Origin of the sequence: Thermoactinomyces mirandus, from assembly GCF_013868055.1 — a bacterium.
Taxonomy (GTDB): Bacteria; Bacillota; Bacilli; order Thermoactinomycetales; family Thermoactinomycetaceae; genus Thermoactinomyces; species Thermoactinomyces mirandus.
Map to the genome: position 1 here is coordinate 148,075 of NZ_JACEOL010000009.1, position 24,314 is coordinate 172,388.

General features: G+C 42.5%; 23 protein-coding genes, 1 pseudogene and 1 other annotated feature. Of the genes and pseudogenes, 6 read left to right on the plus strand and 18 right to left on the minus strand.

Translation table 11 applies throughout. The annotated features are described in order from the left end of the window. Positions 1–9: 9 nt before the first annotated feature. The 7 genes and pseudogenes from H2C83_RS03790 to H2C83_RS03820 all read right to left on the minus strand — a co-directional run bounded on the left by H2C83_RS03790 (position 10) and on the right by H2C83_RS03820 (position 5,028). Positions 10–819, minus strand: a complete 810-nt coding sequence (locus H2C83_RS03790; RefSeq protein ID WP_376766328.1) for an ABC transporter substrate-binding protein — start codon at positions 817–819, stop codon at positions 10–12. Positions 820–1,110: 291 nt separating this feature from the next. Then, a complete protein-coding gene (locus tag H2C83_RS03795) occupies positions 1,111–1,617 on the minus strand; it encodes a hypothetical protein (protein ID WP_181737901.1) in 507 nt (168 codons plus the stop codon). A gap of 88 nt (positions 1,618–1,705) precedes the next feature. Further along, the gene (locus tag H2C83_RS03800) at positions 1,706–2,131 is read right to left on the minus strand and encodes an NUDIX domain-containing protein (protein WP_181737903.1); all 426 of its coding nucleotides are present in this window, start codon (positions 2,129–2,131) and stop codon (positions 1,706–1,708) included. 12 nt (positions 2,132–2,143) lie between these two features. Then, positions 2,144–2,619: pseudogene (locus tag H2C83_RS17295) on the minus strand (PaaI family thioesterase). Between the two features lie 193 nt (positions 2,620–2,812). Continuing rightward, positions 2,813–3,409 (minus strand): histidine phosphatase family protein, encoded by a 597-nt coding sequence (locus tag H2C83_RS03810; protein ID WP_181737905.1) that lies wholly within the window; start codon positions 3,407–3,409, stop codon positions 2,813–2,815. Position 3,410: 1 nt separating this feature from the next. Continuing rightward, positions 3,411–4,568 carry a hypothetical protein gene (locus H2C83_RS03815; protein WP_181737906.1) on the minus strand — a complete coding sequence of 386 codons (1,158 nt, stop codon included), beginning with the start codon at positions 4,566–4,568 and terminating at the stop codon, positions 3,411–3,413. A 166-nt stretch (positions 4,569–4,734) separates the two neighbouring features. Continuing rightward, the gene (locus H2C83_RS03820) at positions 4,735–5,028 is read right to left on the minus strand and encodes a hypothetical protein (RefSeq protein ID WP_181737908.1); all 294 of its coding nucleotides are present in this window, start codon (positions 5,026–5,028) and stop codon (positions 4,735–4,737) included. 172 nt (positions 5,029–5,200) lie between these two features. Here H2C83_RS03820 and trmB point away from each other — a divergent pair, with 172 nt between their 5' ends. Then, positions 5,201–5,878: a tRNA (guanosine(46)-N7)-methyltransferase TrmB gene (trmB, locus tag H2C83_RS03825; protein ID WP_181738093.1), complete on the plus strand. Its 678-nt coding sequence runs from the start codon at positions 5,201–5,203 to the stop codon at positions 5,876–5,878. A gap of 228 nt (positions 5,879–6,106) precedes the next feature. Continuing rightward, positions 6,107–6,709 carry a 30S ribosomal protein S4 gene (gene rpsD / locus H2C83_RS03830; protein ID WP_181737910.1) on the plus strand — a complete coding sequence of 201 codons (603 nt, stop codon included), beginning with the start codon at positions 6,107–6,109 and terminating at the stop codon, positions 6,707–6,709. A gap of 189 nt (positions 6,710–6,898) precedes the next feature. Here the strand turns inward: rpsD and H2C83_RS03835 are convergent, their stop codons facing one another. From H2C83_RS03835 to H2C83_RS03880, 10 genes are all read right to left on the minus strand, one after another. After that, on the minus strand, positions 6,899–7,651 hold the full coding sequence (locus tag H2C83_RS03835; protein ID WP_181737912.1) for an SIS domain-containing protein: 753 nt from the start codon (positions 7,649–7,651) through the stop codon (positions 6,899–6,901). Beyond that, on the minus strand, positions 7,645–8,391 hold the full coding sequence (locus tag H2C83_RS03840) for a KDGP aldolase (RefSeq protein ID WP_312853839.1): 747 nt from the start codon (positions 8,389–8,391) through the stop codon (positions 7,645–7,647). Before H2C83_RS03840 ends, H2C83_RS03835 begins: the two co-directional genes overlap by 7 nt. Next, positions 8,366–9,094 (minus strand): creatininase family protein, encoded by a 729-nt coding sequence (locus H2C83_RS03845; protein ID WP_181737916.1) that lies wholly within the window; start codon positions 9,092–9,094, stop codon positions 8,366–8,368. Before H2C83_RS03845 ends, H2C83_RS03840 begins: the two co-directional genes overlap by 26 nt. A gap of 19 nt (positions 9,095–9,113) precedes the next feature. Then, on the minus strand, positions 9,114–10,106 hold the full coding sequence (locus H2C83_RS03850; RefSeq protein WP_181737918.1) for a phosphotriesterase family protein: 993 nt from the start codon (positions 10,104–10,106) through the stop codon (positions 9,114–9,116). Positions 10,107–10,184: 78 nt separating this feature from the next. Then, entirely contained in the window at positions 10,185–11,480 is a 1,296-nt protein-coding gene (gene ulaA / locus H2C83_RS03855) for a PTS ascorbate transporter subunit IIC (RefSeq protein WP_181737920.1), read from the minus strand. A gap of 37 nt (positions 11,481–11,517) precedes the next feature. Then, entirely contained in the window at positions 11,518–11,787 is a 270-nt protein-coding gene (locus H2C83_RS03860) for a PTS sugar transporter subunit IIB (protein WP_181737922.1), read from the minus strand. A gap of 4 nt (positions 11,788–11,791) precedes the next feature. Beyond that, on the minus strand, positions 11,792–12,226 hold the full coding sequence (locus tag H2C83_RS03865) for a PTS sugar transporter subunit IIA (protein ID WP_181737924.1): 435 nt from the start codon (positions 12,224–12,226) through the stop codon (positions 11,792–11,794). Between the two features lie 31 nt (positions 12,227–12,257). Next, on the minus strand, positions 12,258–14,477 hold the full coding sequence (locus H2C83_RS03870) for a BglG family transcription antiterminator (RefSeq protein WP_220183986.1): 2,220 nt from the start codon (positions 14,475–14,477) through the stop codon (positions 12,258–12,260). Positions 14,478–15,068: 591 nt separating this feature from the next. Further along, on the minus strand, positions 15,069–15,380 hold the full coding sequence (locus H2C83_RS03875) for a transposase (RefSeq protein WP_376766329.1): 312 nt from the start codon (positions 15,378–15,380) through the stop codon (positions 15,069–15,071). Between the two features lie 22 nt (positions 15,381–15,402). Continuing rightward, the gene (locus tag H2C83_RS03880) at positions 15,403–15,714 is read right to left on the minus strand and encodes a hypothetical protein (protein WP_181737930.1); all 312 of its coding nucleotides are present in this window, start codon (positions 15,712–15,714) and stop codon (positions 15,403–15,405) included. A 1,055-nt stretch (positions 15,715–16,769) separates the two neighbouring features. Here H2C83_RS03880 and H2C83_RS18430 point away from each other — a divergent pair. Next, positions 16,770–17,120 (plus strand): FtsX-like permease family protein, encoded by a 351-nt coding sequence (locus H2C83_RS18430; protein ID WP_376766330.1) that lies wholly within the window; start codon positions 16,770–16,772, stop codon positions 17,118–17,120. 373 nt (positions 17,121–17,493) lie between these two features. After that, positions 17,494–17,883, plus strand: coding sequence for an NUDIX hydrolase (locus H2C83_RS03890; RefSeq protein ID WP_246333717.1), 390 nt, complete (start codon positions 17,494–17,496; stop codon positions 17,881–17,883). A gap of 78 nt (positions 17,884–17,961) precedes the next feature. On the opposite strand, the gene tyrS is transcribed toward H2C83_RS03890, so the two are convergent. Further along, positions 17,962–19,218: a tyrosine--tRNA ligase gene (gene tyrS, locus H2C83_RS03895; protein ID WP_181737934.1), complete on the minus strand. Its 1,257-nt coding sequence runs from the start codon at positions 19,216–19,218 to the stop codon at positions 17,962–17,964. A 58-nt stretch (positions 19,219–19,276) separates the two neighbouring features. Continuing rightward, positions 19,277–19,481, minus strand: a binding site (T-box leader). An 83-nt stretch (positions 19,482–19,564) separates the two neighbouring features. On the opposite strand from tyrS, the gene H2C83_RS03900 reads away from it, so the two are divergent. Together H2C83_RS03900 and H2C83_RS03905 are read left to right on the plus strand one after the other, a co-directional pair. Next, the gene (locus H2C83_RS03900; RefSeq protein WP_181737936.1) at positions 19,565–21,904 is read left to right on the plus strand and encodes a transglycosylase domain-containing protein; all 2,340 of its coding nucleotides are present in this window, start codon (positions 19,565–19,567) and stop codon (positions 21,902–21,904) included. Positions 21,905–22,104: 200 nt separating this feature from the next. Next, a complete protein-coding gene (locus tag H2C83_RS03905) occupies positions 22,105–24,303 on the plus strand; it encodes a transglycosylase domain-containing protein (RefSeq protein ID WP_181737938.1) in 2,199 nt (732 codons plus the stop codon). Positions 24,304–24,314 lie beyond the last annotated feature (11 nt).

Consider the following 24,314-nt stretch of genomic DNA (forward strand, 5'->3'; position numbering starts at 1 on the left):
CCTGCAAGATCACTCCTTGTTGTTTTCATCCGTAGTTGTTCTCAAAATATTGCGATTAAAATACCTGTAGCTGATTTTTTCATATGTCCCGTCTTTAATAATCTGTTCAAGGGCCTGATTCAATTTCTGCCGCAGTTCCCGATCTCCTTTATGAATCGCGATTCCCATTTCATCTTCTGTAAGAGGAGTGTCGATATCCTTTATGAGAAAATTCATTTTCGACATCGCATATAATCCGACAGCCCGGTCCGTTATCACCGCATCAACCCGGCCTGTAGGCAGATCCTGCAAAGCTGTGATATCGCTGGTGTACTCCACAATATCAGAACTATATTCCAAAGCAACATCCTTGAACGTCGTTGCTTTGACCACCCCGATTGTTTTGCCTTTCAGGTCATCTGCCGAACGAATGGATAAATTTTCTTTGGCCACAAAAATCTGGGCTCCCGACCGATAATACGGGTCTGTGAAATTAACGGCTTTTTTTCGCTTATTCGTAATGCCCATGCTTCCAATAATGGCGTCATACTTTCTCATCTGCAAACCAGCGATAATTGTCTCCCAGGGGACAGCCACAGGATTGGGCCTAAGCCCCATCTCCTTTGCCAGCGCCTTGCCGATGTCCACGTCAAATCCCGTCAGCCGGCTGCCTTTTTCCGTTTCGTGATAATTAAAAGGTTTGTACAATCCACTCATGGCAAAGGTAAAGGTTCCTCTTTGCAAGGTGAGCTGTCCTTCCGGCTTCACCGGAGAACAAGCAGTTAATGCCAGGAAAGACAGGACAAGTATACAGACAAAAGTTATTCGAGCCAACCGAATTGCAAAAACCTCCTTTTTAATCATTTGAAAAAGAAAAAAATCTCTTATTTTTATTCGCAAGTGGTGTTTCCCGTTTTCAATAGACAGTAAACGTATAAATTTGTATTAAATGCAAAAAATTCTGCTGTAATAATTTGTTTTTATGTATATTGAGATTCATTTTTATTTATTTACCGTTGATTTTTTAAAAAAGAGCTGCCCGTCAGCCGGGCAACCCAGCCGGCCAACATAATGATTCGAAACCAGTGCAAGCCCGGCAGCACGGGTTCTCCTTATTAACACGAATCCGGATTATTGGATAAAACTGTTTACATCCACTTTCCAGACACCACGTTCATCTTTAAACATTTGAAAGCGGGCACTGTTTTCTCCCAGCATGGGATACTCTATGTAGCCGGATTGCTGATCCGTCTGGATGAACTTCACCTTTGTCACACCGGTCAAAATCGTTTTCATACTTTGGGCTTTATTATACGCCCTGGCTTCTGCCATTCCCTGAACCGATAACGCCTTTTCCATCACCTGGTCCCGGGTTAAAACAGCATACAGATACAGTTTGGCCACCACGATCGGGTCTACTTTTCTCAAGCAGTTTTCCTTTTCGTCTGCCTTGCATGTGTGATAGATTTTCTGTTCATCTTCACTAAGAACGAGAAAATCTGTTTCTTCCATCAAGGTGACTTTCTTTTCGTTACCAACCACGGTTCCTGTTCCCAGTTCCTCATGACCCTGACATCCGTTCATGAACAAAACAAACCCGATACATATGATGATCAGTCCGCGAATCACACGAATCACATTTTGCCCCCCTTATTGTTTGATAAAAAAACCCCTGGCCTTTCAAACCAGAGGGTTGGTTCTCTCCCATCTATACGGCATTGTTCTGTCATTTTCCGCGAAAGTCACAGAAAATCCGGTAAGCCCGCCGGATTTCCTCTTTCATCCAATCCGGAAATTCCCCTTGCTCAAGTTCATTCAGATGAACCCAGCAATGGTAATCATGTTCAGAGCTTAATTTCAAGGTTCCCATCGGTCGGCAGCAGGCAAATTTGATAATAATCAGGTGTTTCTCCTCCTGAATTTCGTCATAAATATAGGCCGGTGCCACCACCTTTACTTCCAGGCCGGTTTCCTCCATCACTTCCCGGGCCAAAGCATCCATCAGCGGTTCGCACGGTTCCAGGCCTCCTCCCGGAAAATCCCAGCCATGCGTATCCTTGGCCACACGTTCCTCCAACGACTTTCGCAAAATGAGCACATAGTCCTGATCAAAAATAATCGCTTTTGCCACGATTTTATAAGGTTTGGTCATATAATCCTCCACCTACTTCAAGCGAAAAAAGGTTGAGGAAGCTTTGGCAATCAGCTTTTTCCGCTCATCCAGTACTTTGGCTTCCATCAGGAACGTCTTCTTACCTTTCTTGATCACTTCGGTTTCAGCCGTAAGCCAGCCTTCTTCTGCGGGGCTGCAAAATGAACATGCAAATCCAGGGTGACGATCCTGGCATCCGTTCCTTCCATCTGAAAAATGGTTTTGGCCATCGCTGTATCGATAAAGGTCGATGTAATGCCGCCATGAAGGATTTTATAGTTATTTTTCAATTCCTCAGCAATGCGCATGCGATAAATATATACATCTTGACTGGTATCATTACCCAATTCCTGAAAATTTATCACTTCTTCAATAAAAGCAAGCGGATCAACGCTCAATTGTTTCAAGGCTTTTACAAGTTTGTCTATTGTCTTGATTTCATCGACATTCAAGCCTTCCATTTCCTGTTGCAAAGTTTCCGGTAACATGACTGCACGTTCCTCAGCTCTTCAATCTTTATTAATATTCTTTTATTATCTTAACCAAACGATTTATCCATCGCAACTTGAATCAGGCACTTCACAAAATCAACAAGATTTTTACAATATGTAAACACAAAAAATCCTTTACCGTTCCTGCACAAATCTGTCAGATTTTTTCGGTTTTAAAGCAAAATTTTCGCTATTTCAGATGCGAAACATCATTATATTTTTCTATCTGCCACTTGCCGTCCTCGTGATAGATCAGACACGTGCAGCTGGTATTGAGCAGTTGCTCTCCTTTCGTCCCATACTCTCCCATTGTAATGGCCTGCAAAAAAACGGTTATGCAAAATCCATGGGCTACAATGGCGATTTGCCCGCCCAGATGTTGCCTGGCCAGGGCCTCGCATTTGCGCAGAAACCGTTTCTGGACCTGCCCAGTGGGTTCAATTCCATACTTGCCGCCGACAGGGTTAACGATCGCCCAGTCCGGATATTTGCGAACCAGTTCCTCATGCGTCTGTCCTTCCCATTCTCCGCAATACCGTTCCCGAAAATCCACACTACAGTTGACCGGCAACTGATGCTTGTCCGCAATAATCCGTGCCGTTTCCCGGGCCCGCCACAAATCGCTTGCATAAATCGCGTCAAATTTTACGGTTTGCATCTGTACTGCCAATTGCCCGGCCTGCTTTCTCCCCAACTCACTCAGTGGTACATTTTGATGTCCCTGGTACCGGCGTTCCTTGTTCCACTCGGTTTCCCCGTGACGAATCAGGAATATTCTGGTGTTCATTCTAATTCTCCTCCATTTGTTGAAACTGTTTTTGCCGATCATTCCAACGCAAAACAATTGTTTGCATCACTTGCTGTTTGTGATCAAGCACATCAATGACAATCTTTTCTGCTGACTCCTGTCCGGTCTTGGAAAGATGCACCCGGTAGCCATGAAACTGTCTGGAGAAGCGGAATGTTTTCCCGGCGGAAATCAGGTTCTGCCGGGTTCCTTTAATCAGAACCTCTTTTTTATCATTCAAAATCAGGAACTGGCCAACCCGCCCCTGATAAGAAATCCGTGAATCATTTCTTTCTTTTTGCTTTCCTTTCACCAGCAGATACCAATGGTCCTGTTCTTCATGCCGGAACGCCAGCCTGCAGTCCTTTTTTCCTTCGGCAAGCATTCGGTTGCATACCTGTTCCAATTCCTGGTCAAAAGGCACGGAAGACAGGGTTTTGTCGTCAAAATGCTGAACCACATTAGTTTCAGCATTTTCCCCCATCATAAAGACCACAAAAGTCCAGACGGAGTTATTTTCATCAAAGGGCAGCAGATAAGCAAATACCTGTTCGGGCCCGATTTTTCCCAAATCCTGCCGGAATATGGTCCAGTGCTCTCCACGACTGTTTTCAATCGTCAGATGAAAGTGGCCTTCTTCCTGAACGGGACGTACATACCAACCTTTGTCCTTGTTCAGGATATATCTGGTCTGCGGAACCAGCAGAATCGGTTTGACCGGCCTTTTAATCTGATAACCGCGCTCAACCGTTTCCTGCACAATCCCGATGTACTCCAGAATCTCATCTCCGTTTTCCGAATGCATTCGGGCTTCCAGCTCTGCCTGGCTTGGCAGGTATAACGTCTGGATACTTTCCCCTGTAGACAGCCGGTAAAAGTCGAGGCGGCAACTCTGTTTTTGCCCGACATAACTCAAAATGGCCAGGGTTCTGCCATCCATACTCCGTCCATAAATGTACGGCTGCTTTTGCAGGTAAGCCTGTACTCTTTCATCCAAAAGCAGATCTTTCACAGACGGCACCTGATCAAACAATTTTGTATCCAGATATGAGTCAATCGCCGATTCAGAGTTCAAATCAAAGGAAAATCCCTGGCAGCCAGCACAAAACAAGAAAACCAGTCCCAACAGAATCATCATCCTGGCATGTTTAATAGGCACACTGACACCCCGTCAAAAAGTATTCTTATGCTTATCTATTTTATCTTAAATTGCCCTTCAAATAACATGAATCTGCCGGTATGAAAGGACATGACTTCCGGAATAAAACACGGACCTGTAAGTTTCATCGCTTCTCACAAGCCCGAAATAATTGTTTGGTTACAAATCAGACAATCGTCACCTGTCTGGATGAGACAATGATCGGGCTGGGGATACCACCAGCACAGGCAATCAGTGTTGCGTCACCCCAGCGGTTGACCTGGCAAACATATACATAGACGGGATAAGAATAAACGCCGCGAATGATCACACGAATCACCCGGCCGACATACTGGCGCAAGGTTTGCGGAGCGAGTCTGGGCTGCTGCGCTGGCGGTCTTTGGGGTTGCTGATCAGGTCTCCTCTGTCCGATTTGGCCTTCCCCATCCATCCAACCATATCCATAGGGATAATCGTACATCCAACCTTCTCCCTTCCATAGTTATTCATACTTTTCCTATTCCATTCGGAATCACTTGGTTCGGGTAATCACCCAACAATAGAAAACTGGGCAATTTTTCTCAAATCCTTTGTTTTTTGGCGGGCAATCGTTATAATTGACACGAATCATATTGGAGGAATGGTTGAGTGAAATGCGACTAAGAAGAAATCCAGAAGCTTCAAAAATCCTGTCCGGTCATCCGATGGTCTTTCGGGTCACAGAAGAAAACAAAAGTCAGTGGCGGGGAAGATGGCATACACTCTTTCCCGATGCAGAAAATCCGGTTTATGTGGAACTTGGCACCGGAAAAGGGCAATTTCTGGCAGAAGCTTCCACAAAGTATCCAGAGATCAACTGGATTGGCATTGAAAGAATCCAGGAACCGCTGCTCAAAGCTGTAAGAAAAGGAGAAGAAACGGAAAATGCCAATCTCCGTTTTATCTGGATGGATGCCAAATGGCTGGACGAAGTTTTTGAACCAGGGGAAATCAAGCGGATCTATCTCCATTTCAGTGATCCGTGGCCTAAAAAAAGACATGCAAAAAGGCGCCTGACCCATCACTTTTTTTTGAAACTTTACCGGAAAGTGCTGGCGCCTGACGGTGACCTGATCCTGAAAACAGACAGTGTTTCCCTGTTTGATTTTTCCTTGCAGGAATTTGCCGATCACGGCTGGGAACTGCTGGAGAAAACGCGGGATCTTTATAACAGTCCTTTTAAAAAGGAAAACATTGCAACAGAATATGAAGAAAAATTTGTTTCCCGCGGCTTGCCCATCCATTATGTCCGGGTCAAACCGGTTCGGTCATTCTCGCAGACAGATGATTGACTTTTGTGCTGAAACCGATATAATTAATTTTTGTATGGCTCAAGCCTAAAAAGGAATTTGAGGATAGCAAGCAAACGATAGGTGAAGGGATCACCCTCACTGATTCGCCCCATCGGAAAGCGATGGGTATCCGGTTTTTCGCCGCTATCCGGAAAACCTGGGTAATTCGCGAATCAGCACCCTGTCATTTGCGAAAATCTGTGCAAATGATGAAAGGAGCCAATAATTATGGCACGTTACACAGGACCAAGATGGAAATTGAGTCGTCGTCTGGGAATTTCTCTTTCCGGCACAGGCAAGGAACTGGCCAAACGCCCATATGCGCCCGGACTGCATGGACCAACCCAACGCAGAAAGCTGTCCGAATATGGGATGCAGCTTCAGGAAAAACAAAAACTTCGTCTGATGTACGGCGTTAACGAAAAGCAATTCCGCAACCTGTTCAAACGCGCAGGCAAAATGAAAGGTGTCCATGGCGAAAACTTCATGAAACTGCTGGAATCCCGCCTGGACAATCTTGTCTATCGCCTGGGATTGGCCCGCACCCGTGCACAAGCCCGTCAATTGGTTGTGCATGGCCACATTCTTGTAAACGACAAAAAAGTTGACCGTCCTTCTTACCAGGTCAAACCGGGTGATGTTATCGGTGTACGCGAAAAAAGCCGCAACTTGCAAGTAATTAAAGAAGCCCTGGAAGAACGCCAATACCTTCCGGAATATCTCACCTTTGACGAAAACAAAATGGAAGGAACCTATACCCGTCTTCCGGAGCGTTCGGAATTGCCATCTGAGATTAACGAAACGATGATTGTTGAGTTCTATTCCCGTTAATAAATGGCGATATCACATCGGGCATTCAAAAACCCTTAACCTTTTCATAAAGGATTTAAGGGTTTTTTTGTTAATAAAAACAGGTCAAATCTCTGATAAAAAAGATTTGACCCTTTTTTCTCACGGATTTCAACCAGGAAAAGAAAACCACTTGCGGATGCAGTTTCTCATTATGATCAAAACCGCCGCTTATTCTTCTTTTGCATTTAAAGAAAGCAAAGGAATACGTTTTTTATATTTTTTTATTAAAGCTATATTATGCTCGTCGGAACCTTCAATATTGCCACTTAAAAATATGGGGGGAGCAAAATTGGCATCCGCCATGATTTTAATGGCCTCGGCAAAAATGGCATTTAATATCGTTGCGCCAATAACCGTGGAAGTAGGCGCAAAGGAAACATTTACTTTCTCATAGGATAAAATTGCGTCTCCCTTAACGGAAAAATTATTAATCACCAGATCTACGGAATCATAAAGATGTTTTCCGCTCCTATGTCGTGAATGTTGGCTTCTTGAGTATTCCAGGGAAGTAATCCCAATAACATAAGCCCCTTTTTCTTTTGCATATAATGCAACATCGACCGGAACCGGATTTCTGCCTGATGTTGACAAAACCACTACCGTATCATCGGGAGTTATATTCTGATTTTCCATAAAAGACTTGGCATAGTCATTTTTTCTTTCCAATTGCGAGGAACGCAACGCTCCTTCATGAAGCATTAACGGTTCGATCAAGATCGGATTAATCGGAACCAATCCACCCGCCCGATAAAAAACTTCTTCCGTTAAAATATGGGAATGCCCACATCCGAACAGTTGAATAATGCCACCATTGATAATGCTTTTTGCAACCATTTCCGCTGCTTTGTTTAAGTTATCCAATTCATTTTGTAACACAAGGTTGAGCCTTTCTTCAATCTTGTTAAAATATGTGGTCAGCATGGTTTACCCTCCAAAGCGAGTAAAATTTTTTTAACTTCAGCTGGAATCGTTCTGCCTGATTCTTTATCTATCGTAGACCCAAATATATGTGGCATAAAAAATTCAATATCGATATCTTTAACTGCATTGATCACGCGCTTGATATTGGTGTGGTTGATTCCGCCAGCCGGTTCAATTCCCCGAAGCCCATTTTTTGCCGCAATTTTTGTTAGATAGACCAACTCATCCAAATGGGTTATCCCTTTTAAAGGCATGAACTTAACTGACTCAATCCCCATTGCTTTAGCCATTTCAACAAAGTCTTCCACTTTCATTTCCAACCCGGAATAAAGCTTGATGCAGCCAACGTGACCGCTTGGTACCACAAGCGCATTCACCAATTGCGGATTCCCTATGCCCTCCAGATATCCCCTTGCAAACGAAGATCGTTCAAAAGGCTGATTGATATGACCAGGATTGGATAAGGCTGCTATTTCCACCACTCTGCCGGCAAATTCGGGATTGCCCCCTCCACCCAGACCGATCGAAACCAATTCGGCTACTTCTTTTATTTCTTTCACTCGTCTGGCACCAGCATGAATATCATCAAATTCAGAAGCAATAATACCGGGGATAACAAAACCCCGCCCCGCATTTATCACTTCTTCTGCATTTTTTTTATCTTTCACCAAAAAGTTGAAAAGAACAAAGTCATATAGCTTTCCAGTAACCAATTCAGTTTCCTTCTTTCGCTTGTTCAATCAGCTTAACCATATGATCCAATGCGACACGAATAACCTTCTCGCCTTTTTCCGCTGAAGCCAGTGTCGCATCACCCAATACCGCTGACTGCGTAAATTCTCTCCATGGTGTTGGAGTAAAATCTGCGCGGAACGGGATCTTCGGAAGATCTGAAATCGCTTTTTTCATATTTACAAATTCGGGTGCCAAATAGAGCATATAAGATGTTTCAATTTCACAAGCATGAAAATACGAACGATGGCTTGGCGGGGTTTCTCTTATTTCTGAAACCACTTGATCCGTCCCCGGATAAAATAAGTACATGACTTTTAATTCCGGATTCCATTCATATAACTCTCTGGCAGCTTCCTTCATCGCCACCGAATTTCCCAAATGGCCATTCACCATAACAAAAACTTTAAATCCCTGATGGTATAAACTTTTGCCGATATCTACGATGAAGCGGATGAGTGATTGATTAGACACATTGATACTTCCCGGAAAATCTTTTAAACTCCACACTTGACCGTATGGCAATGTCGGAAGCACAAAAGCATTGACTCGTTCCGCCAGCTTCTCACTTAATCGTTCGGCTAACAAATTGTCTGTCCCCAGCGGGAGATGTGGACCATGCGCCTCAACCGCTCCAATGGGCAGGATCGCTACCAGTTTTTCTAAAATTTTTTCCTTCACTTCAAAGGAATTTTCAAATTGAAATTTCAATTTTGCCACCTCAGCAAAACTATTTTTTAAAGGAAAAACACCGTGCCGGGTTATCAATAAAAAATTTATGAATCAGCTTTTCGCCATCAAAACCCTTTTGATTCGCTTGGTCAATAAATCTCGGTACCCATTTGGAAATGATGTACACAAGCCCTAATCCATACTCGTAATGTTTATAATAGGTTTTGCGGGCCGTATCTCCGGAAATCAATATTTGATCTTCGTACCCTTTATCAACTAACGCTAAAATGCATTCAATTCTCTGTGATTCCGGAGCATATTTCAGTTTGGCTATGCCATCAAAGCTTAAAAACGCACCTGTTTTCGCAATCTGTTCATGATAATAAGGATCGAGATTACGATCCATATGGCCGATGCTTACATATGCCATATGGATATTTTCGGACTTAAGAAGTTCTATTTGTTCCAAAGCCATGGTCCCGGCTTCCGTATGGGCATGAATTGGTGCCTTTGTTTCATGATGTGCCCGGGCAACAGCACGAATCGTCTTTTCTTCTAAAGGAGTAATACGGTTATAGGCAGAACCGAATTTTACCTGTCCTGCTTTAAAAGGGGTACCTTCCAACCCTTCTTCAACTTCCCGGATAACAAATTCAGTCAATTCATGAATGGATGCACGATCAATCCATTCCCGATAAGTCGGATAATTGCCTACAATCGGTTTTAACTCCTCTTTTAATTTTGCATCCCATAAGAAACTCTTATTAAACCCGGCCGTACCAATAATATGAATCCCCAATTCATCAGAAATCTCTTTGACAGCCTGAACATCACGGCCATAATCTACTGCTGTTGCATCAACAATGGCCTGGCCGCCATGTCTTTTAAAATCCTCTACATCTTTTTTTGATTTTGCCGGATCATCTAAAAGCAAATCATCGGCTCCGTGTTCCTGCCAATAAGGCGGCCGGCAAACAATGTGCTCGTGCGAATAGGTAAAACCCAACTGTTCTGGAGCAATGTCTCCCTTTAAAGTTCTAATAAAAGTCATATTTAACCAAACTCCCTAATAATTTTTAGATGGATTTTCAGATAAATCAAAATCACTGTGAACACGTCATTTTTGATACTAGAAAAACAGTTGGCTTAAAAATCTGATGATTGGTCCAAGGGTAAACATATCCGAATCTGCAGCCCACATAGCCGTATCAGGAATAGTAGAGGTAATCAGTGTTTCGACCATGAAATATTGTCCCCAGGCAACCACTGTCGCCGTTAGGAATCCTCCAAACAATGCCCCGCGAACCCCGCCAGTGGCATTTCCAAATACACCCGCTGTGGCACCATGGAAGAACAGAACAATCATCGTCGGAACAAATACATAGCCTACTGTTTTCCCAATGACCACCAACCATAACAATGCACCGGCGAATGCACCTAAGAACCCCAAAATTACCGCATTCGGCGCAAAGGTAAATACGATCGGGCAATCGAGAGCCGGTCTTGCTCCTGGCACAAGTTTGGTGGCAATTCCATTAAACGCGGGAACAATTTCACCAATGAACATCTTAACCCCGAATAAGACGACAGCAATCCCTGCAGCAAATGTAAAGGCTTGCACAACAGAGTTGACGATAAAGTTTTGATTGCCGGCATTTGCAATTAACTCGTCAGCACCCGGTGTTCCCTTCATTGTTAAAATGATGGCACCGATTAAAAATAAGATTGCCATGGTAATCGCCGTAATGACGTTAGAATCCCTTAAGAATTCAAGTCCCTTTGGCAATTTGATTTTTTCTGAGTCATTGTTCTTATTGCCAATAAATTTGCCCAACCATGCCGAAAGCAGGGCGACAATGGCGGAAGTGTGGCCTAAAGCGATCTTGTCATTCCCGGTCACCTTACGCATAAACGGTTGCACAATGGCCGGTTGGAAAGTCCAATACAACCCCATAAAAATCGATAAGAAAATGACCAGTTGTAAAAATGAAACATTTCCAACGGTATTGACGATAATGCCCGCAAAGATCAATGTTGTCCAAAACATCATATGACCGGTTAAATAAATATATTTAAACCGTGTAAATCTGGCCAGCAATACATTAATAATAAATCCCAAAAACATGGCTAATGTAACTGCTGAACCATATTGGTTATTAAAAGCTTCTTGCCCCATAAACTTTCCTAAAGTCGTTCCTTTTAACCCAAATACTTCTTTCCACATGGGTTCAAATATGTCTAAGGCTCCAACAATGATCGTAGAACCGGCATTAATAATCAAAAATCCAATCATCGCTTTAAAAGTGCCGCTAATTACCTGGCTCGTCGTCTTCTTTTGTAAAAGCAAACCTAATAGAACAATAGAACCTAATAAAATTGCAGGTACGCCAAAGATATTGGTCGCAATCCATGTAATAATTTGCATGTTAAGATCTCCCCCCTAAATTCCTATTCGACAGCCTTTATTTGCCAAGATTCGCCTCTAAGGCATTCTTAATTTCGTCTTTATCAAAGTAATTATTGACCAATATGATTTTTGAAGGATGCCCTTCTAAGTTTTTGGCCAGTTCCTTGTTGGTAATAATGTAATCCGGATGTTCACTTGATGCGCTTGAAACATCGGTATTCTCCACATCCGCCTGAATCCCTATCTCACGCAGCACGCTTTCTACATTAATTCTTAAAATCAAACTCGTTCCTTGACCCAATCCGCAAACACACAAAATTTTCATTCCCTTACACCTCCAATAATTGATGGATCTCTTCATAACTTTGAACACGCAGCAGCCTGTCTACATTTTTAGTATCTCCCAATAATGCTGTTAAATTCTGCAAAATTTTCAAGTGCTCTTCACTGGATGAAGCTCCCAAGGCAAATACAAGCTGTACAGGATCATTAGCAAAATGGCCGAAATGGATGGGATGCGCCAAGCGGATCAACGATACACATGCTTCATTTACACCATCTTCCGGCCTTGCATGCGGTAAAGCAATATTTGGTGCAATTACAAAATAAGGTCCATTTTTTTTAAAGGAATTGACCATCGCATCTACATAGGATGGTTCAACTAATTCAGATTCAACTAAAAGTTTTCCAGCCTCCCGAATCGCTTCTTCAGGAGATTGAACCAGAACATCCAGTGCGATCAGTGGCCTTTTCAAATACTTCAAAAACCATACCCCCTACTAGTCGAAAAACGGATTAATCATCACATGCAACAAGCTCTTGCATCAATTGGTTAAACTCCAGCTTTGTTTTGGCTTTCAACAACTTTTGCGTATTTTCTTCAGTAGAAAAAAGTTGGGTAAGCTGGGATAAAGCTTTTAAATGCGATTCATTATCAATTGCCGCTAGAATCACTACAAATTGAACATCATGGTTTCTTTGCTTGGAAAAAGAAACAGGATGTTGTATCCTGAGCAAACTCATTCCGAGTTTTTTTACACCATTTTCAGGTTTAGCATGCGGGACAGCAATTTTAGGAGCAATTACAATATATGGACCCATCTTTTCAACATGATCAATCATTTCCTTTACATAGGCTTTTGTGATGGATCCATTTTTAAGAAGCGGATCCGCCGTTATGCGAATGGCTTCTTTCCAATCTGCGACTGAATCAGCCAGCTGAACCGTATCCTCTGTAATTAGCTCGGTTAAGTTTGGTTTATATTTTTCGTTTAAGGCAATTTCAGGGCGATATATAAACTGTTTCAATTCCCTGAGCAACTTTTCTTGGTTATGAATCTCTGCGTTTTGTTTGATGATTTCCATCAAACCATCCGTAATATAAGTATTTTGCTTGGTATGGTGAAAAAGTTGGGTTACTTTCTTTAACAGGCTCTCTTTTTCATTTTCATTCAATATGGGGTGAACAATAAATACCGGACAATCATTCCTGGAGATGGGCAACGGTATGGTGGAAATGACAAAGTCCACATCAAATTGGCTTTCTTCATATTCTCTGGCAGAAATGGTACCAACAATATCAATCGCAGGAATCAATCCTTCCAGTTGTTGCCGTAACATTTGAGAAGTTCCCAACCCGTTGGCGCAAACAACCAAAACTCTTTTTCTGACAATCTGGGTTGCACTTATCCTTCCGCCTAAATGCAAAGCGATATAGGCAATTTCATTTTCGTGGATCGGTTTTCCCAAAACCTTTTCAAAATGGTGAACTGCTTTTTTCGTTAAAAAAAAGATCTCCTGATAGTTTTCTTTTACCAAATCAACAATTTGATTTTCGACCTCAATACCATATTTAATCCGGTAATAAGCCGGCTTTAAATGCAGTGTCAAATTTTTGACAAGAAGATCCTTATCATAAAACTGGATACACGCGTATTTTTCGAAATCGTTTACAATTTTCACGGCAACATCTTTTAAACTGACTGAGGTAGAAATATAAACCAAATCATCCGCTGAATAATTTACTTTTGCGCCTAATAATTGGGTGGTGATATAAAACTGCTCATCTTCCGGAAAAGAATGACCCATCATCTTTTCCAAATTAAGACAGATCATCTTCGCAGCCATAAAAGCTTTTGATTCCTTTAATACCGCTTTCTCCACTTGATCCAGTTTGATATTTTTCCCTTGAAAAATTCTTTTAATATACAGCACTAGTCTTAAGCTTAATTGGTGAAGGATATCATCCGTAAATTGAACGTTCAATATCTTTTCGCTTTCAATTAATAACTCATAAACCAGATTCAATGCGTGAATATTGAAGAGATCCTCCCTATTATCATTTGCATTAGCATCCATTCGAATTCTGACTAAAAATGTTGACCAAATCGGTTCCGGGATGGCCAGGGACAAATAATAAGCAATCGCTTTTCTGATATTTAATTCCTTGCCCAAGATGATGTAGCCTGTTTTTCGTTCAAATTTCAGATATAAAATGAACCTTTCGATTTCCGTTTTTAGGGATTTTATATCTTCAATAGTGGTATTTCTGCTAACTCTTAATTTTTCACTTAAAATTTCCAGATAAAGCGGTTTCTCGCTGGTTAATAAATATAAGGCTAACCACGCTTTTCGTTCGGTAGGTGACCATTCGTAATACCATGGCTCCATTTCCCCTAATTTCTGAAAAACCAATTTTTTCGTTTCTTCTTTAAGAATCAACCCCGCAAACCGTACCTGTTTAATTTGGGTTAGTCCTGAATTTTTAAGCCAGTCATTAATTTTATCAATATCGTAATATATGGTCCTTCTCGATACATTGAACCTCTTGGACAATTCACTGATGGATACATAAGAATCTGAGTTAACTAATTGAAGCAAAACAGCCGTACTGCGTTTATCCAGTGACATGCCATCACCCCTAGCAATAAATCCTTGTCCAAACCAGGCTATTAGACTATTGCTTAGTTTTAATATAAATGTTTCAGACGTATTCCTTAAGACCAAATAACACACGCTTTTATGTGCAAAATTGTACGGATACAGGAGGTTTTTTATTCAGGAAACATTTTCCAAGCGCTTGTAAAAAACAGACAAAAAACATTAAGTGAACCACCAAAGCGCTTCAGGCGAGCTGCAAACTTGCTTGCGCTTAGGACAGTTTCACCCGTTTTTCGTTTCCTCTTTATAGCGGTTCCGAATTACTTAAACCCGCTTCCTCACACTTTTTCGACAAGCTCATCACAGGTTATAGGTATTATTACAAAAATGGTATCATTTCAAAAATTTTTCTTAAACAAAGGAACTTTTCTTGAGTATATCAGGAGTATAGATTTGCACAAAAATGGAAATTGAAAATCATAACCTTGTCCTTTGATGTCGAAGAAAGTTATAAATGTTATTAGCCATTCCATAGGAAGTTGCGCAAGGCAAAGCTTGCGCAAAAATTGGATTCGAGTCGTAGAAAAATGAAATGGACGAGTAAAAAAACATCCATTGAATAAGAACATAGACGACCAGAGAAGCAAAAAGCTGACCATACACGGAATTAGGAGTCGTTCCAAAGAGTCGTTGTTGTTTGATCCAGCGAAAGAAAAGCTCCATTTGTCAGCGTGCACAATATAATTCGGCAATTACTTCCGGTTTAAGTCTAAATAAATTCGTAGCAACGTGAATTCGATTCCCTTCAAGATCCATAAAGCTTACAATATGATAATGATATTGTATCATGGAAGATCTAAAGCCCAGATGGGCTACAAAATCTTCCAAAACATGTGAATGTGGATGATAATGAAGTGTGAATGGTTGTTCATTCCACACCAAAGCATTCTTCTTTAAGCGGATCACGAAAAACTGTTGTTTTTCGTACATGTCATCCAGGCGGGTATATTTTTCATAATCCCGATCACATATATAGATAGAGGTGTGGGTTTTTCTATAATCAAATCCTTGAAAAAGAGAATCGTTTCAAAGCAACGAACTCTTCTGCTTGTCTAAGCAGTTGGGAATAAATGTCAAACTGAACATGCAGCCTTACTCCAGTCTTTTCTCCACGAAGGTAAGCCCAATGGAGTTTTCCGGCCCCCGCTGTGAAGGCAGTGGAATCGACAGCGATCAAGGGAAGAGCTAATTTCCTGCGTAGTTGGCGATTGCACTTTTCTACCGTGCGATGGAAAAGCATTTTGAAAAACTCATGCGGAGTTTCTGATACTTTCTTTGATAACGTCGAGTAAAGACCTTTACAAGCTTTCATTTGTTCTTCACTTTCACGAAAACTGGACTATTTTCCAAGAGCAGATGACACCCAAAACTTCAAAAGTTCAGTGACTGTAAATTTTCGAGCTGGATTGGTGTACCCTGCTGCATCAGGAGAATCTTGTATATCTTCTGAGGTTAGTTGAATAATCTCACTTGTGTACCGCTTTGACCAGTTTTGGCGTAATTTTCTTTTGCTACTCTGGATCGGACCATTTGGAAACGTTATTCAAATTTTCATTTCTGGTTCCTAAATAGTAATTATCTGCAGGAAGAACTTGCGGATCTTCAACTAAGAATGTACTGATTATAAATGTTAAAAGTACAGGAATAAAACTGACACAAAATAAAAGAAGAAATAACCACTTTTTGATTGTTAATGGTTTAGTTCTTATCTTCAAACTTGTAACCTACCCCCCAGAACTCCTTTGGGGTTAGTTCGACTCTCCTTCCCTTCAAATGGTTTGGAAGCCCTGGCTATTCTAAAAAAAACAAGTTGTTCATTGTATCCTGTTGGATATTATGATGCCAAATCAATGCTATTTGATGTAAATGGCAAGAAGGAGGAATAGATATCCATGAAGTGGCAAAATTTCCTTCATCAAGATGCTGGAAGGAACCATTGATCAGGAAGCACTGCGTAATTACGACGCAATCATCACAAAAAATTTGAAAAAACTTGGGTATCAGTTAGGAGATGATATCCAAATAGGACGATTTAACGAAGTGATGAAAGGCAAAAATTCCGGACATCGATTTAAAACTGTCGGGATTATTGGCAAGATGCCTGTTTGCCATTTGATGAATATACGGCTTACACGGACAGGGAAAATCTTGAATAATATTTCCACATCAACACAATCGACCAAATTCAATTCAATATTAATAAACCATCCTTAAGTAGCAAGATTCAAAAAAAGATTGACCAATTATTAAACAGTCCCGATTTTTCAAATGTCATCCTATATGACCGCCAAAAGGATATTTCCAAATTACACCAACAGGTACAACAAAGGTTGTTCATTTTATTAGCGGCTGTGATTTTATTTAACAATTTTTCTCAATATCATAGAATTGATGAATAACATGGCCAGCAGTTTAAGAGAAAGAAACAGGGAATTTGCCGTACTGAGAGCATTGGGAAACCGGCCAAATCAAGTTGTGGGATTAGCCTTGTTAGAAGGAATCATCATTTCATTAGCCGGAGGGCTCATTGGAATCATATCAGGCCTTGTGTTTGGTTACCATATACTTGCAGGTTTGGATGCAAACGAATATCTATTTCCGGGGCAAATCGTTTTCATCCAATTAATCATAAGCCCTTTGATCAGCTTGGCCGCAGCATGGATCCCTTCCATATGGATTTCACGGAGGAACCTTCTTAAAGCTTTATACCTGGAATAAAAATCTATGACTTAAATACAAACAGGCATATGAGTACAACAAAAAACAAGTAACGAAATCTTTCATCCAGTAAACATATTCTCCTATCTCCAGGCGTTATATTCAAAGATCAGAACATAATTTGACTATAACGCCTTTTTCTGATCCTACCAGCACAATCAACATAATATTAATAGAATATAAATAAATCTAAACATATTTTTATATTACTTTATACCAATAAAATATACTAATGTTTCCTAATTTTTGTTAAAATATAAATATAGGTACTATTTGTCTGATTAAGGTATTTCTCCTTATTTCATATAAGTTTCATACACCTGGACCTCATTTTCCAAAAGGTTAGGTGAGTATGATGACCCCTCCAAAATTTATGTTGAGTTCCCATGTTTTGGTGTTCAATTACAGCTCGGAGATTCTGCTTGTCAAACACCCGAAACGGGGTTGGGAAATTCCCGGCGGATGGGTGGAAGAAGAAGAGTCCGTACGCTTGGCTGCCATTCGTGAAGTAAGGGAAAAAACCGGACTTAATATTAAACTGGTCAAGTATTGCGGAATTTTCCAAAATTTGCGTTCACATAAATGCGATCTGCTTTTTATTGGCAAGCCCATCGGCGGACGAATCACAACCAGCGATGAGATTGGGGACGCCGGCTATTTTCCGGCAGAAACAGCGATGAGGCTGATTTCCCAACGAATTATCAAACAGCAGATCATGTATTGTCTCAATGAGAAAAGACAGCCTTTCATTGTTGAATATTAATGTTACCAATCCTGTTCAAGTAAACAGGAAAAAAGCTACAAATGGCAGCGGACCTGCAAAAAGGGTCCGCTGTTTTCCTTATTTCCATTTCACTTTGGCAAATTTCCGTTTCCCAACCTGAACGATCATGCCTTCCTGCACTTCAACCTGTTCGTCCACGTTGGTCACTTTCTCCTGATTGATCCGCACACCGCCCTGCCGGATCATGCGGCGGCCTTCTCCGTTGCTGGCCACCAGTCCCAGCCTGGACAGGAGAGCAACAACCCATATTTTCCCGTCATTGATGTCAGATGGAGCAATTTCGGCTTCGGGAATATCATTGGGCAATGCCCCTTTCTGGAACACGGTTTGAAAATGTTTCTCCGCTTCATCAGCTGCCGCTTCTCCACGATACATTCGTACCAGGGTATGAGCCAGACGCATTTTGGCATCGCGCGGATGAATCTGCCCGTTCTCCAGCCCTGCCTGCAATTTTTCCAGTTCATCGATCGACAGGTCTGTCGCCAGCTCGAAATACTTGATCATCAGCTCATCCGGAATCGACATGGCTTTCCCGTACATATCATTGGGTTCTTCATCCACACCAATATAGTTGCCCAGGCTTTTGCTCATTTTTTTCACGCCATCCAGCCCTTCCAAAAGCGGCATGGTCAGGATCACCTGCTCTTCCTGGCTATACTCTTTTTGCAATTGCCGACCCATCAGCAGGTTGAATTTCTGGTCTGTTCCTCCCAATTCAATGTCACTTTTCAGGGCAACCGAGTCATATCCCTGCATAAGGGGGTAAAAAAACTCATGAATGCTGATTGCCTGCCCATTCCGGTAACGGTTGGCAAAATCATCCCGTTCCAGCATGCGGGCAACCGTACATTTCGAAGCCAAATGGGTTACATCGGCAAAGGTGAGCGGGCTTAACCAGTGGCTGTTAAAATAGATTTCGGTCTTGTCCGGATCCAGCACTTTAAACAGCTGGTCTGTATAGGTTTTGGCATTTTTCTTTACTTCTTCCTCTGACAGCTGTTTGCGCGTTTCCGATTTGCCGGTCGGATCCCCGATCTGTGCCGTAAAATCGCCGATAACCAGTTGCACGATATGGCCCAGTTCCTGAAAATCGCGCAATTTGTGAAAGACAACTGTATGTCCGATATGCAAATCAGGAGCAGTCGGGTCCAGCCCGAGTTTTACTCTTAACGGTTGCTTTTGTTCAATGGAACGTACCAGTTTTCTGTACAAATCCGGGAGCGGCAAAACTTCAGCGGCTCCCCGCTTGATGATGCGCAATTGGCGCTCGATCTCCGCTTTTACTTCCTCAGACAATTTTTTTTCTGTCGACATTGATTTTACCTCCTGTAATAAAATAGAGATATACGATAATAAAAAACCCCATCCCTCAAAAAGGGACGGAGTCAGGTTCCGCGGTACCACCCTTGTTGGAAACAGATATTTCCCGCTTCATTTTATAACGGACATAATGACCGTGCGTATAAACGCAATGCTCCCAAGTGTAATTCATCGAAAGGGTCCTGCTGGTTCGCAACAACCACCAGCTTTCTGAAAGGACAATCCTTCCAACTACTCGGCTTGTTCACAGCATTTTGATATTTTCATTATTTCAATTCAGTCAATTCAATAACCGGATTATGCTATAATATTACCCTAGAATGAGGAGGGTATCAAGTGAATGAAAAGTAGATCAGCGAGATATGCAAAAGACTCCAACCGAAGTAAGCTGATAAAATGGACACGGCTTGCCTTTTATTCTTTGTTCGTCTTTATACTGATTATTGCTTTTGGTACGGTTGGAGTTGGGGCCGGTATTGTGTCAGCGATGGTAAAGGATGAGAAAGTCCGGGACAGAGAAGATTTTAAAAAGGATTTAAACAGCCTGTTTGAAAACAGTTATGCCTATTTTTCAAACACGGATGAAAGCGGAAACCCGATACGCATTGGTGCCTTTCGTAACGAAGGAGATGTACGTAAACTGATTAAATCAGTGAATGATGCCGGCCCTCATTTGGTTGATGCTTTCATCTCTACTGAAGACAAGGATTTTTACAATCACAACGGAATTGTCCCCCGTTCCATCCTGAGGGCAGCTTTTCAACAACTGGTCAATGCCGAGGTAACCACAGGCGGCAGCACGATTACCCAGCAGCTGGTAAGACGCGTCATCCTTGAAGACTTTGACAAAGACCTCGCACGCAAATCGAAGGAAATTGTCCTGGCGATTCGGCTGGACTCCCTGCTCGAAAAAAATGAGATTTTGGTCTACTACATGAACAGTGTCTATTTTGGGAAAGGAGCAAACAATCAAAATTTATATGGTGTTCAGGCAGCGGCCAACGGAATTTTCGGTGTACAGGCCAAGGACCTGAATCTGGCGCAGGCTGCTTATATTGCGGGTATGGTGCAGCGACCCAATGCCTATAACCCGTTTGGTGGAAACGATAATCTCAAACGCGGTTTAAAACGGATGAAACTTGTTTTAAACGAAATGCTGGAAAATGATAAAATTACGAAACAGCAGTATAATGAAGCGCTTAAATTCGACATCAAGAAGTCTCTCGCAAAGCCGAACCCCGAATCAAACAGCTACGTCAATTATCCATTTATCATGTATGCACTGGAAGAAGAAGCGGCCGAACTGCTGATGAAAAAGGATGGACTGGATATAAAGGCACTGAGCGAACAGGGAAAATACCGGGCAACCCTGCAAAAATATATCGAACGTCTGCAAACACAAGGATATCATGTATACAGTACGATTGACAAAAACATGTATGAAGCGGTAAACAAGGAAGCCACAAAATCTCTGTCCTTCCATCCCCGTAAATACGGAAAATTTGAAGACCATGAACAATTGGGAGCCGTTTTGCTCGACAACCAGACAGGGGCCGTACTGGCTTTCGTCTCTTCAACCGATCGAAAGGGGAACCAAAAAGATCATGCCTTTAACTCGCTCAACCAGCCAGGTTCCTCCATCAAACCGCTCATTGTATACGGCCCGGCAATCGAGAATAAAGTGGTCTCCCCCAACACCAAAGTATTGGATGAAAAAATGCCGCGCGGGGACGGATCGGGTTACTACCAGAATGCAAGCCAAAAATACCATGGGCCGGTCACTGTTCGCGAGGCATTAAAATGGTCATACAACATCCCGGCCATCAAGGTTTTTAACCATTTGGGCCATGATACGGGATTTGACTATTTGCGCAAGCTGAATATCCCCCCTCACCCAAATGATGGAGAGTCTGCCGCAATCGGCGGGCAAACAAAAGGTTACTCGGTAGCCAGGATGACTGCGGCATTTGCTACTTTTGGAAACCAGGGAAAATACAATCCTCCGCATCTGGTAACAAAAATAACAGATGCCGACGGAAAAGTGATCTATGAATATGAGAACGAAAATCAAAAAATATTTTCACCGCAAACCTCTTATCAGGTAACCGATATGCTCCGCGATGTTGTCAATGGCGGAACCGGAACCTATATCGGAAGTCGCATTAACGGATACGACCTGGCAGGAAAGACGGGAACCACCTCCGATGAAAGAGATCTGTGGTTTATCGGCTATACTCCCCAAATTTCACTGGGCGTCTGGAGCGGTTATGATTACAATTTCCCGATGAGCCATAACGACTCTTTTTCAAAACGGGCCTGGGTAAACATTTTTAAAGCAGCAGCCAAAGCGGCACCCCATTACTTTGATAAAAATGCACGCTTTAAAAACCCCGGCGGTCTTTTCTATGGAGTGGAATGTCTGGAGTGTGACCGGATTAAAAAACACATAGAAGATGAAAAGATTAAAGAAGAAGAGAAGAAGAAAAACGAGAAAGACAAGCAAAAACATCCTAATGATCCCAATGATCCGAACCAGCCGGAACCCCATGAGCCGCCTGTCATATTCCCGCCAGATGAAGATCCTTTGCCCGGCGGCGGAGGAGAAGATGGCGGTGATCCCGGTTATGGAGGCAATCCAAATAATGGCGGTCAGCCTCCTGGACAGGAAGACTCAACATGAATATGATTAAAATAGACAAAAGCCCCTGACACCGTAAACGGTCTCAGGGGCTTTTGTCGGGATTGTCAAAATTATGTATACCCGGATAGATTCTACCCTGTGTTATAATTGTTTTCGTTGAAGAAGGGAGGATGAATGCTAAATAAACAGGTTGCCAGAACATCCCATCGAGAGTGAAAAAAAGTGGGGAAGAAGACAGGATGAATAAAAGAACAAAACTTATTTTAACCAGCAGTTTATCTGCAGTACTCGCCATCACAGTCGGCGTTTTTGGTGTTGGTGCTGGAATCGTTTCCGCTTTCGCAAAAGACGAAAAAATCCGCACCAAAGAGGCTTATGAAAAAGAGCTAAATGGATGGTCACAAACCAGTTATGCCTATTTCCGTCCGGAAAACGGAGAAGTCAAGCCAATTGGACGGATGATTTCACAAACTGACCGGAAACTGATCAAAAGCATGGATGAAGTCAGTCCCTATGTTGCAGACGCACTGATCGCTACAGAAGACCGGGAATTCTACGATCATAACGGAATCGTCCCCCGTTCCATTGCCCGGGCTGCCTGGCAGCAAATCATCCATAGTGATGTTGAAACAGGGGGAAGCACATTAACCCAGCAATTAGTTAAAAATGAAATCTTGGATAACACAAAGAAAACCTATGAACGGAAAACCCTGGAAATTATCAACGCCTTGCGTTTGGAACGATTCTACAGCAAAGAGGAAATCTTTGTAAAATACCTGAACAGCGTAGAGTTTGGCCCGGGTGCTCATGGCACGCGCATGGTCGGTTTCGCATCTGCCGCACGTGGGCTTTTCAATAAAGACATCAAGAAATTGAACATTGCACAGTCAGCTTACCTTGCGGGAATGGTGCAACGTCCATACGACTATAATCCCTTTTACGGAAACACGGAAAAAGAGCAGGAAAAACATTTGAAAAAAGGGATTAAACGGATGAATCTGGTGTTGGACAAAATGCTTGAAACCGGTCATATTACCCAGGAACAGCACGATCAGGCAGCAAAATACGATATCAAGTCCAGTCTGGCAAAACCATCCGATTTCCCAAATGCATATGAAAACTATCCCTATATCATTACCTCCGTTGAAAGGGAAGCTGCGCAAGTGCTAAGGGAAATGGACGAGAAAAAAGGCAACAAGGTCCAATCCTACAAAAACTATCTGGATGAAGTGCGCCAGGGCGGATACAAGATTTACACCACAATTGACCAGAAAATGTATGACGCCGTAAACGAAGCGGTCTCCAAAATAGACATGCCTTCAAAAAACGGTCACAGTGAACAAATCGGCGCAACCATTATTGACAATAAGACCGGAGCAATTCTGGCTTTTGTGGGTGGCACCAGTTTTGAGAAGTCCAATATCAACTATGCCTTGAGCGCCACCAACCAGCCTGGTTCAACCATCAAGCCGCTGTTGGTTTACGGACCGGCCATGAATAAAGGGATCATTTCCCCTGACTCTGTCATTATTGACGAACCGGTCAAAAAAGCTGGAAGTTCGGATTACTATGTTAACGCCAACGGGAGATACCAAGGTCCTGTCAATGCTACCTATGCCCTGCAATATTCGCTCAATATCCCGGCAGTCAAAATCTTTAAGAAACTGGGGATTGAAACCGGCTTTAACTATTTGCGCAAAATGGGCATGCCTCCCACAAAATATGACGGAGAAGCATCCGCTTTGGGAGGAATGCGCGCCGGTTATACGGTTTCAGAAATGACGGCAGGATTTGCGATGATCGCAAACAACGGACAACATAACCCGCCGCATTTGATCGAAAAGATTGTTGATGCCAACGGGCAAGTGATATATGAATACGACAGGGACCAAAAACCGAAAAAAATCCTGAAACCGTCTGTTGCCTATGAGTTGACCAGTATGCTCAGGAAAGTGGTTACTGAAGGAACGGGGCGTTTTATTGGCGCCAGCCTGCCTGGCTATAATATAGCAGGAAAAACCGGAACCACCACCAACTATTATGACCTGTGGTTTATAGGCTATACTCCTGAGATTTCACTTGGTGTATGGACAGGTTATTCAGATGCCAACCGCTCTGCCAACCAGCAATTGTCCAAAAGCGCCTGGGTGAAAATCTTTAAGGCAGCAGCCAAATCAAGACCCGATCTCATCAAGCAAGGCAGCTCGTTCGATAATCCAGGAGGAAAAGTGGAAACCAAATGTTTTGAATGTAACAAAGTCCAACAAACGCAACCGGATCAGCCCGGTCAACCAGGACAACAGGAACAACCAGGGCAGCCGGGGCAACCCAAATTGCCTGTTAATCCTGAGCAACCCGGACAACCGGGCACTGAACAACCCGAGCAACCTGGTGCTCCTGCCCAGCCCCAAACAGGTAATCCTGGCGTTCCTCAATAAGAAAAGACACC

Excerpts from the sequence above, each read along its gene's own strand:
- H2C83_RS03800 (WP_181737903.1), bottom strand. The coding sequence starts at position 2,131 with ATGACCAAACCTTATAAAATCGTGGCAAAAGCGATTATTTTTGATCAG.
- H2C83_RS03810 (WP_181737905.1), bottom strand. The coding sequence starts at position 3,409 with ATGAACACCAGAATATTCCTGATTCGTCACGGGGAAACCGAGTGGAAC.
- H2C83_RS03820 (WP_181737908.1), bottom strand. The coding sequence starts at position 5,028 with ATGTACGATTATCCCTATGGATATGGTTGGATGGATGGGGAAGGCCAA.
- trmB (WP_181738093.1), top strand. The coding sequence starts at position 5,201 with ATGCGACTAAGAAGAAATCCAGAAGCTTCAAAAATCCTGTCCGGTCAT.
- rpsD (WP_181737910.1), top strand. The coding sequence starts at position 6,107 with ATGGCACGTTACACAGGACCAAGATGGAAATTGAGTCGTCGTCTGGGA.
- H2C83_RS03835 (WP_181737912.1), bottom strand. The coding sequence starts at position 7,651 with ATGCTGACCACATATTTTAACAAGATTGAAGAAAGGCTCAACCTTGTG.
- H2C83_RS03850 (WP_181737918.1), bottom strand. The coding sequence starts at position 10,106 with ATGACTTTTATTAGAACTTTAAAGGGAGACATTGCTCCAGAACAGTTG.
- ulaA (WP_181737920.1), bottom strand. The coding sequence starts at position 11,480 with ATGCAAATTATTACATGGATTGCGACCAATATCTTTGGCGTACCTGCA.
- H2C83_RS03860 (WP_181737922.1), bottom strand. The coding sequence starts at position 11,787 with ATGAAAATTTTGTGTGTTTGCGGATTGGGTCAAGGAACGAGTTTGATT.
- H2C83_RS03880 (WP_181737930.1), bottom strand. The coding sequence starts at position 15,714 with ATGAAAGCTTGTAAAGGTCTTTACTCGACGTTATCAAAGAAAGTATCA.
- H2C83_RS03890 (WP_246333717.1), top strand. The coding sequence starts at position 17,494 with ATGTTGAGTTCCCATGTTTTGGTGTTCAATTACAGCTCGGAGATTCTG.
- tyrS (WP_181737934.1), bottom strand. The coding sequence starts at position 19,218 with ATGTCGACAGAAAAAAAATTGTCTGAGGAAGTAAAAGCGGAGATCGAG.
- H2C83_RS03900 (WP_181737936.1), top strand. The coding sequence starts at position 19,565 with ATGAAAAGTAGATCAGCGAGATATGCAAAAGACTCCAACCGAAGTAAG.
- H2C83_RS03905 (WP_181737938.1), top strand. The coding sequence starts at position 22,105 with ATGAATAAAAGAACAAAACTTATTTTAACCAGCAGTTTATCTGCAGTA.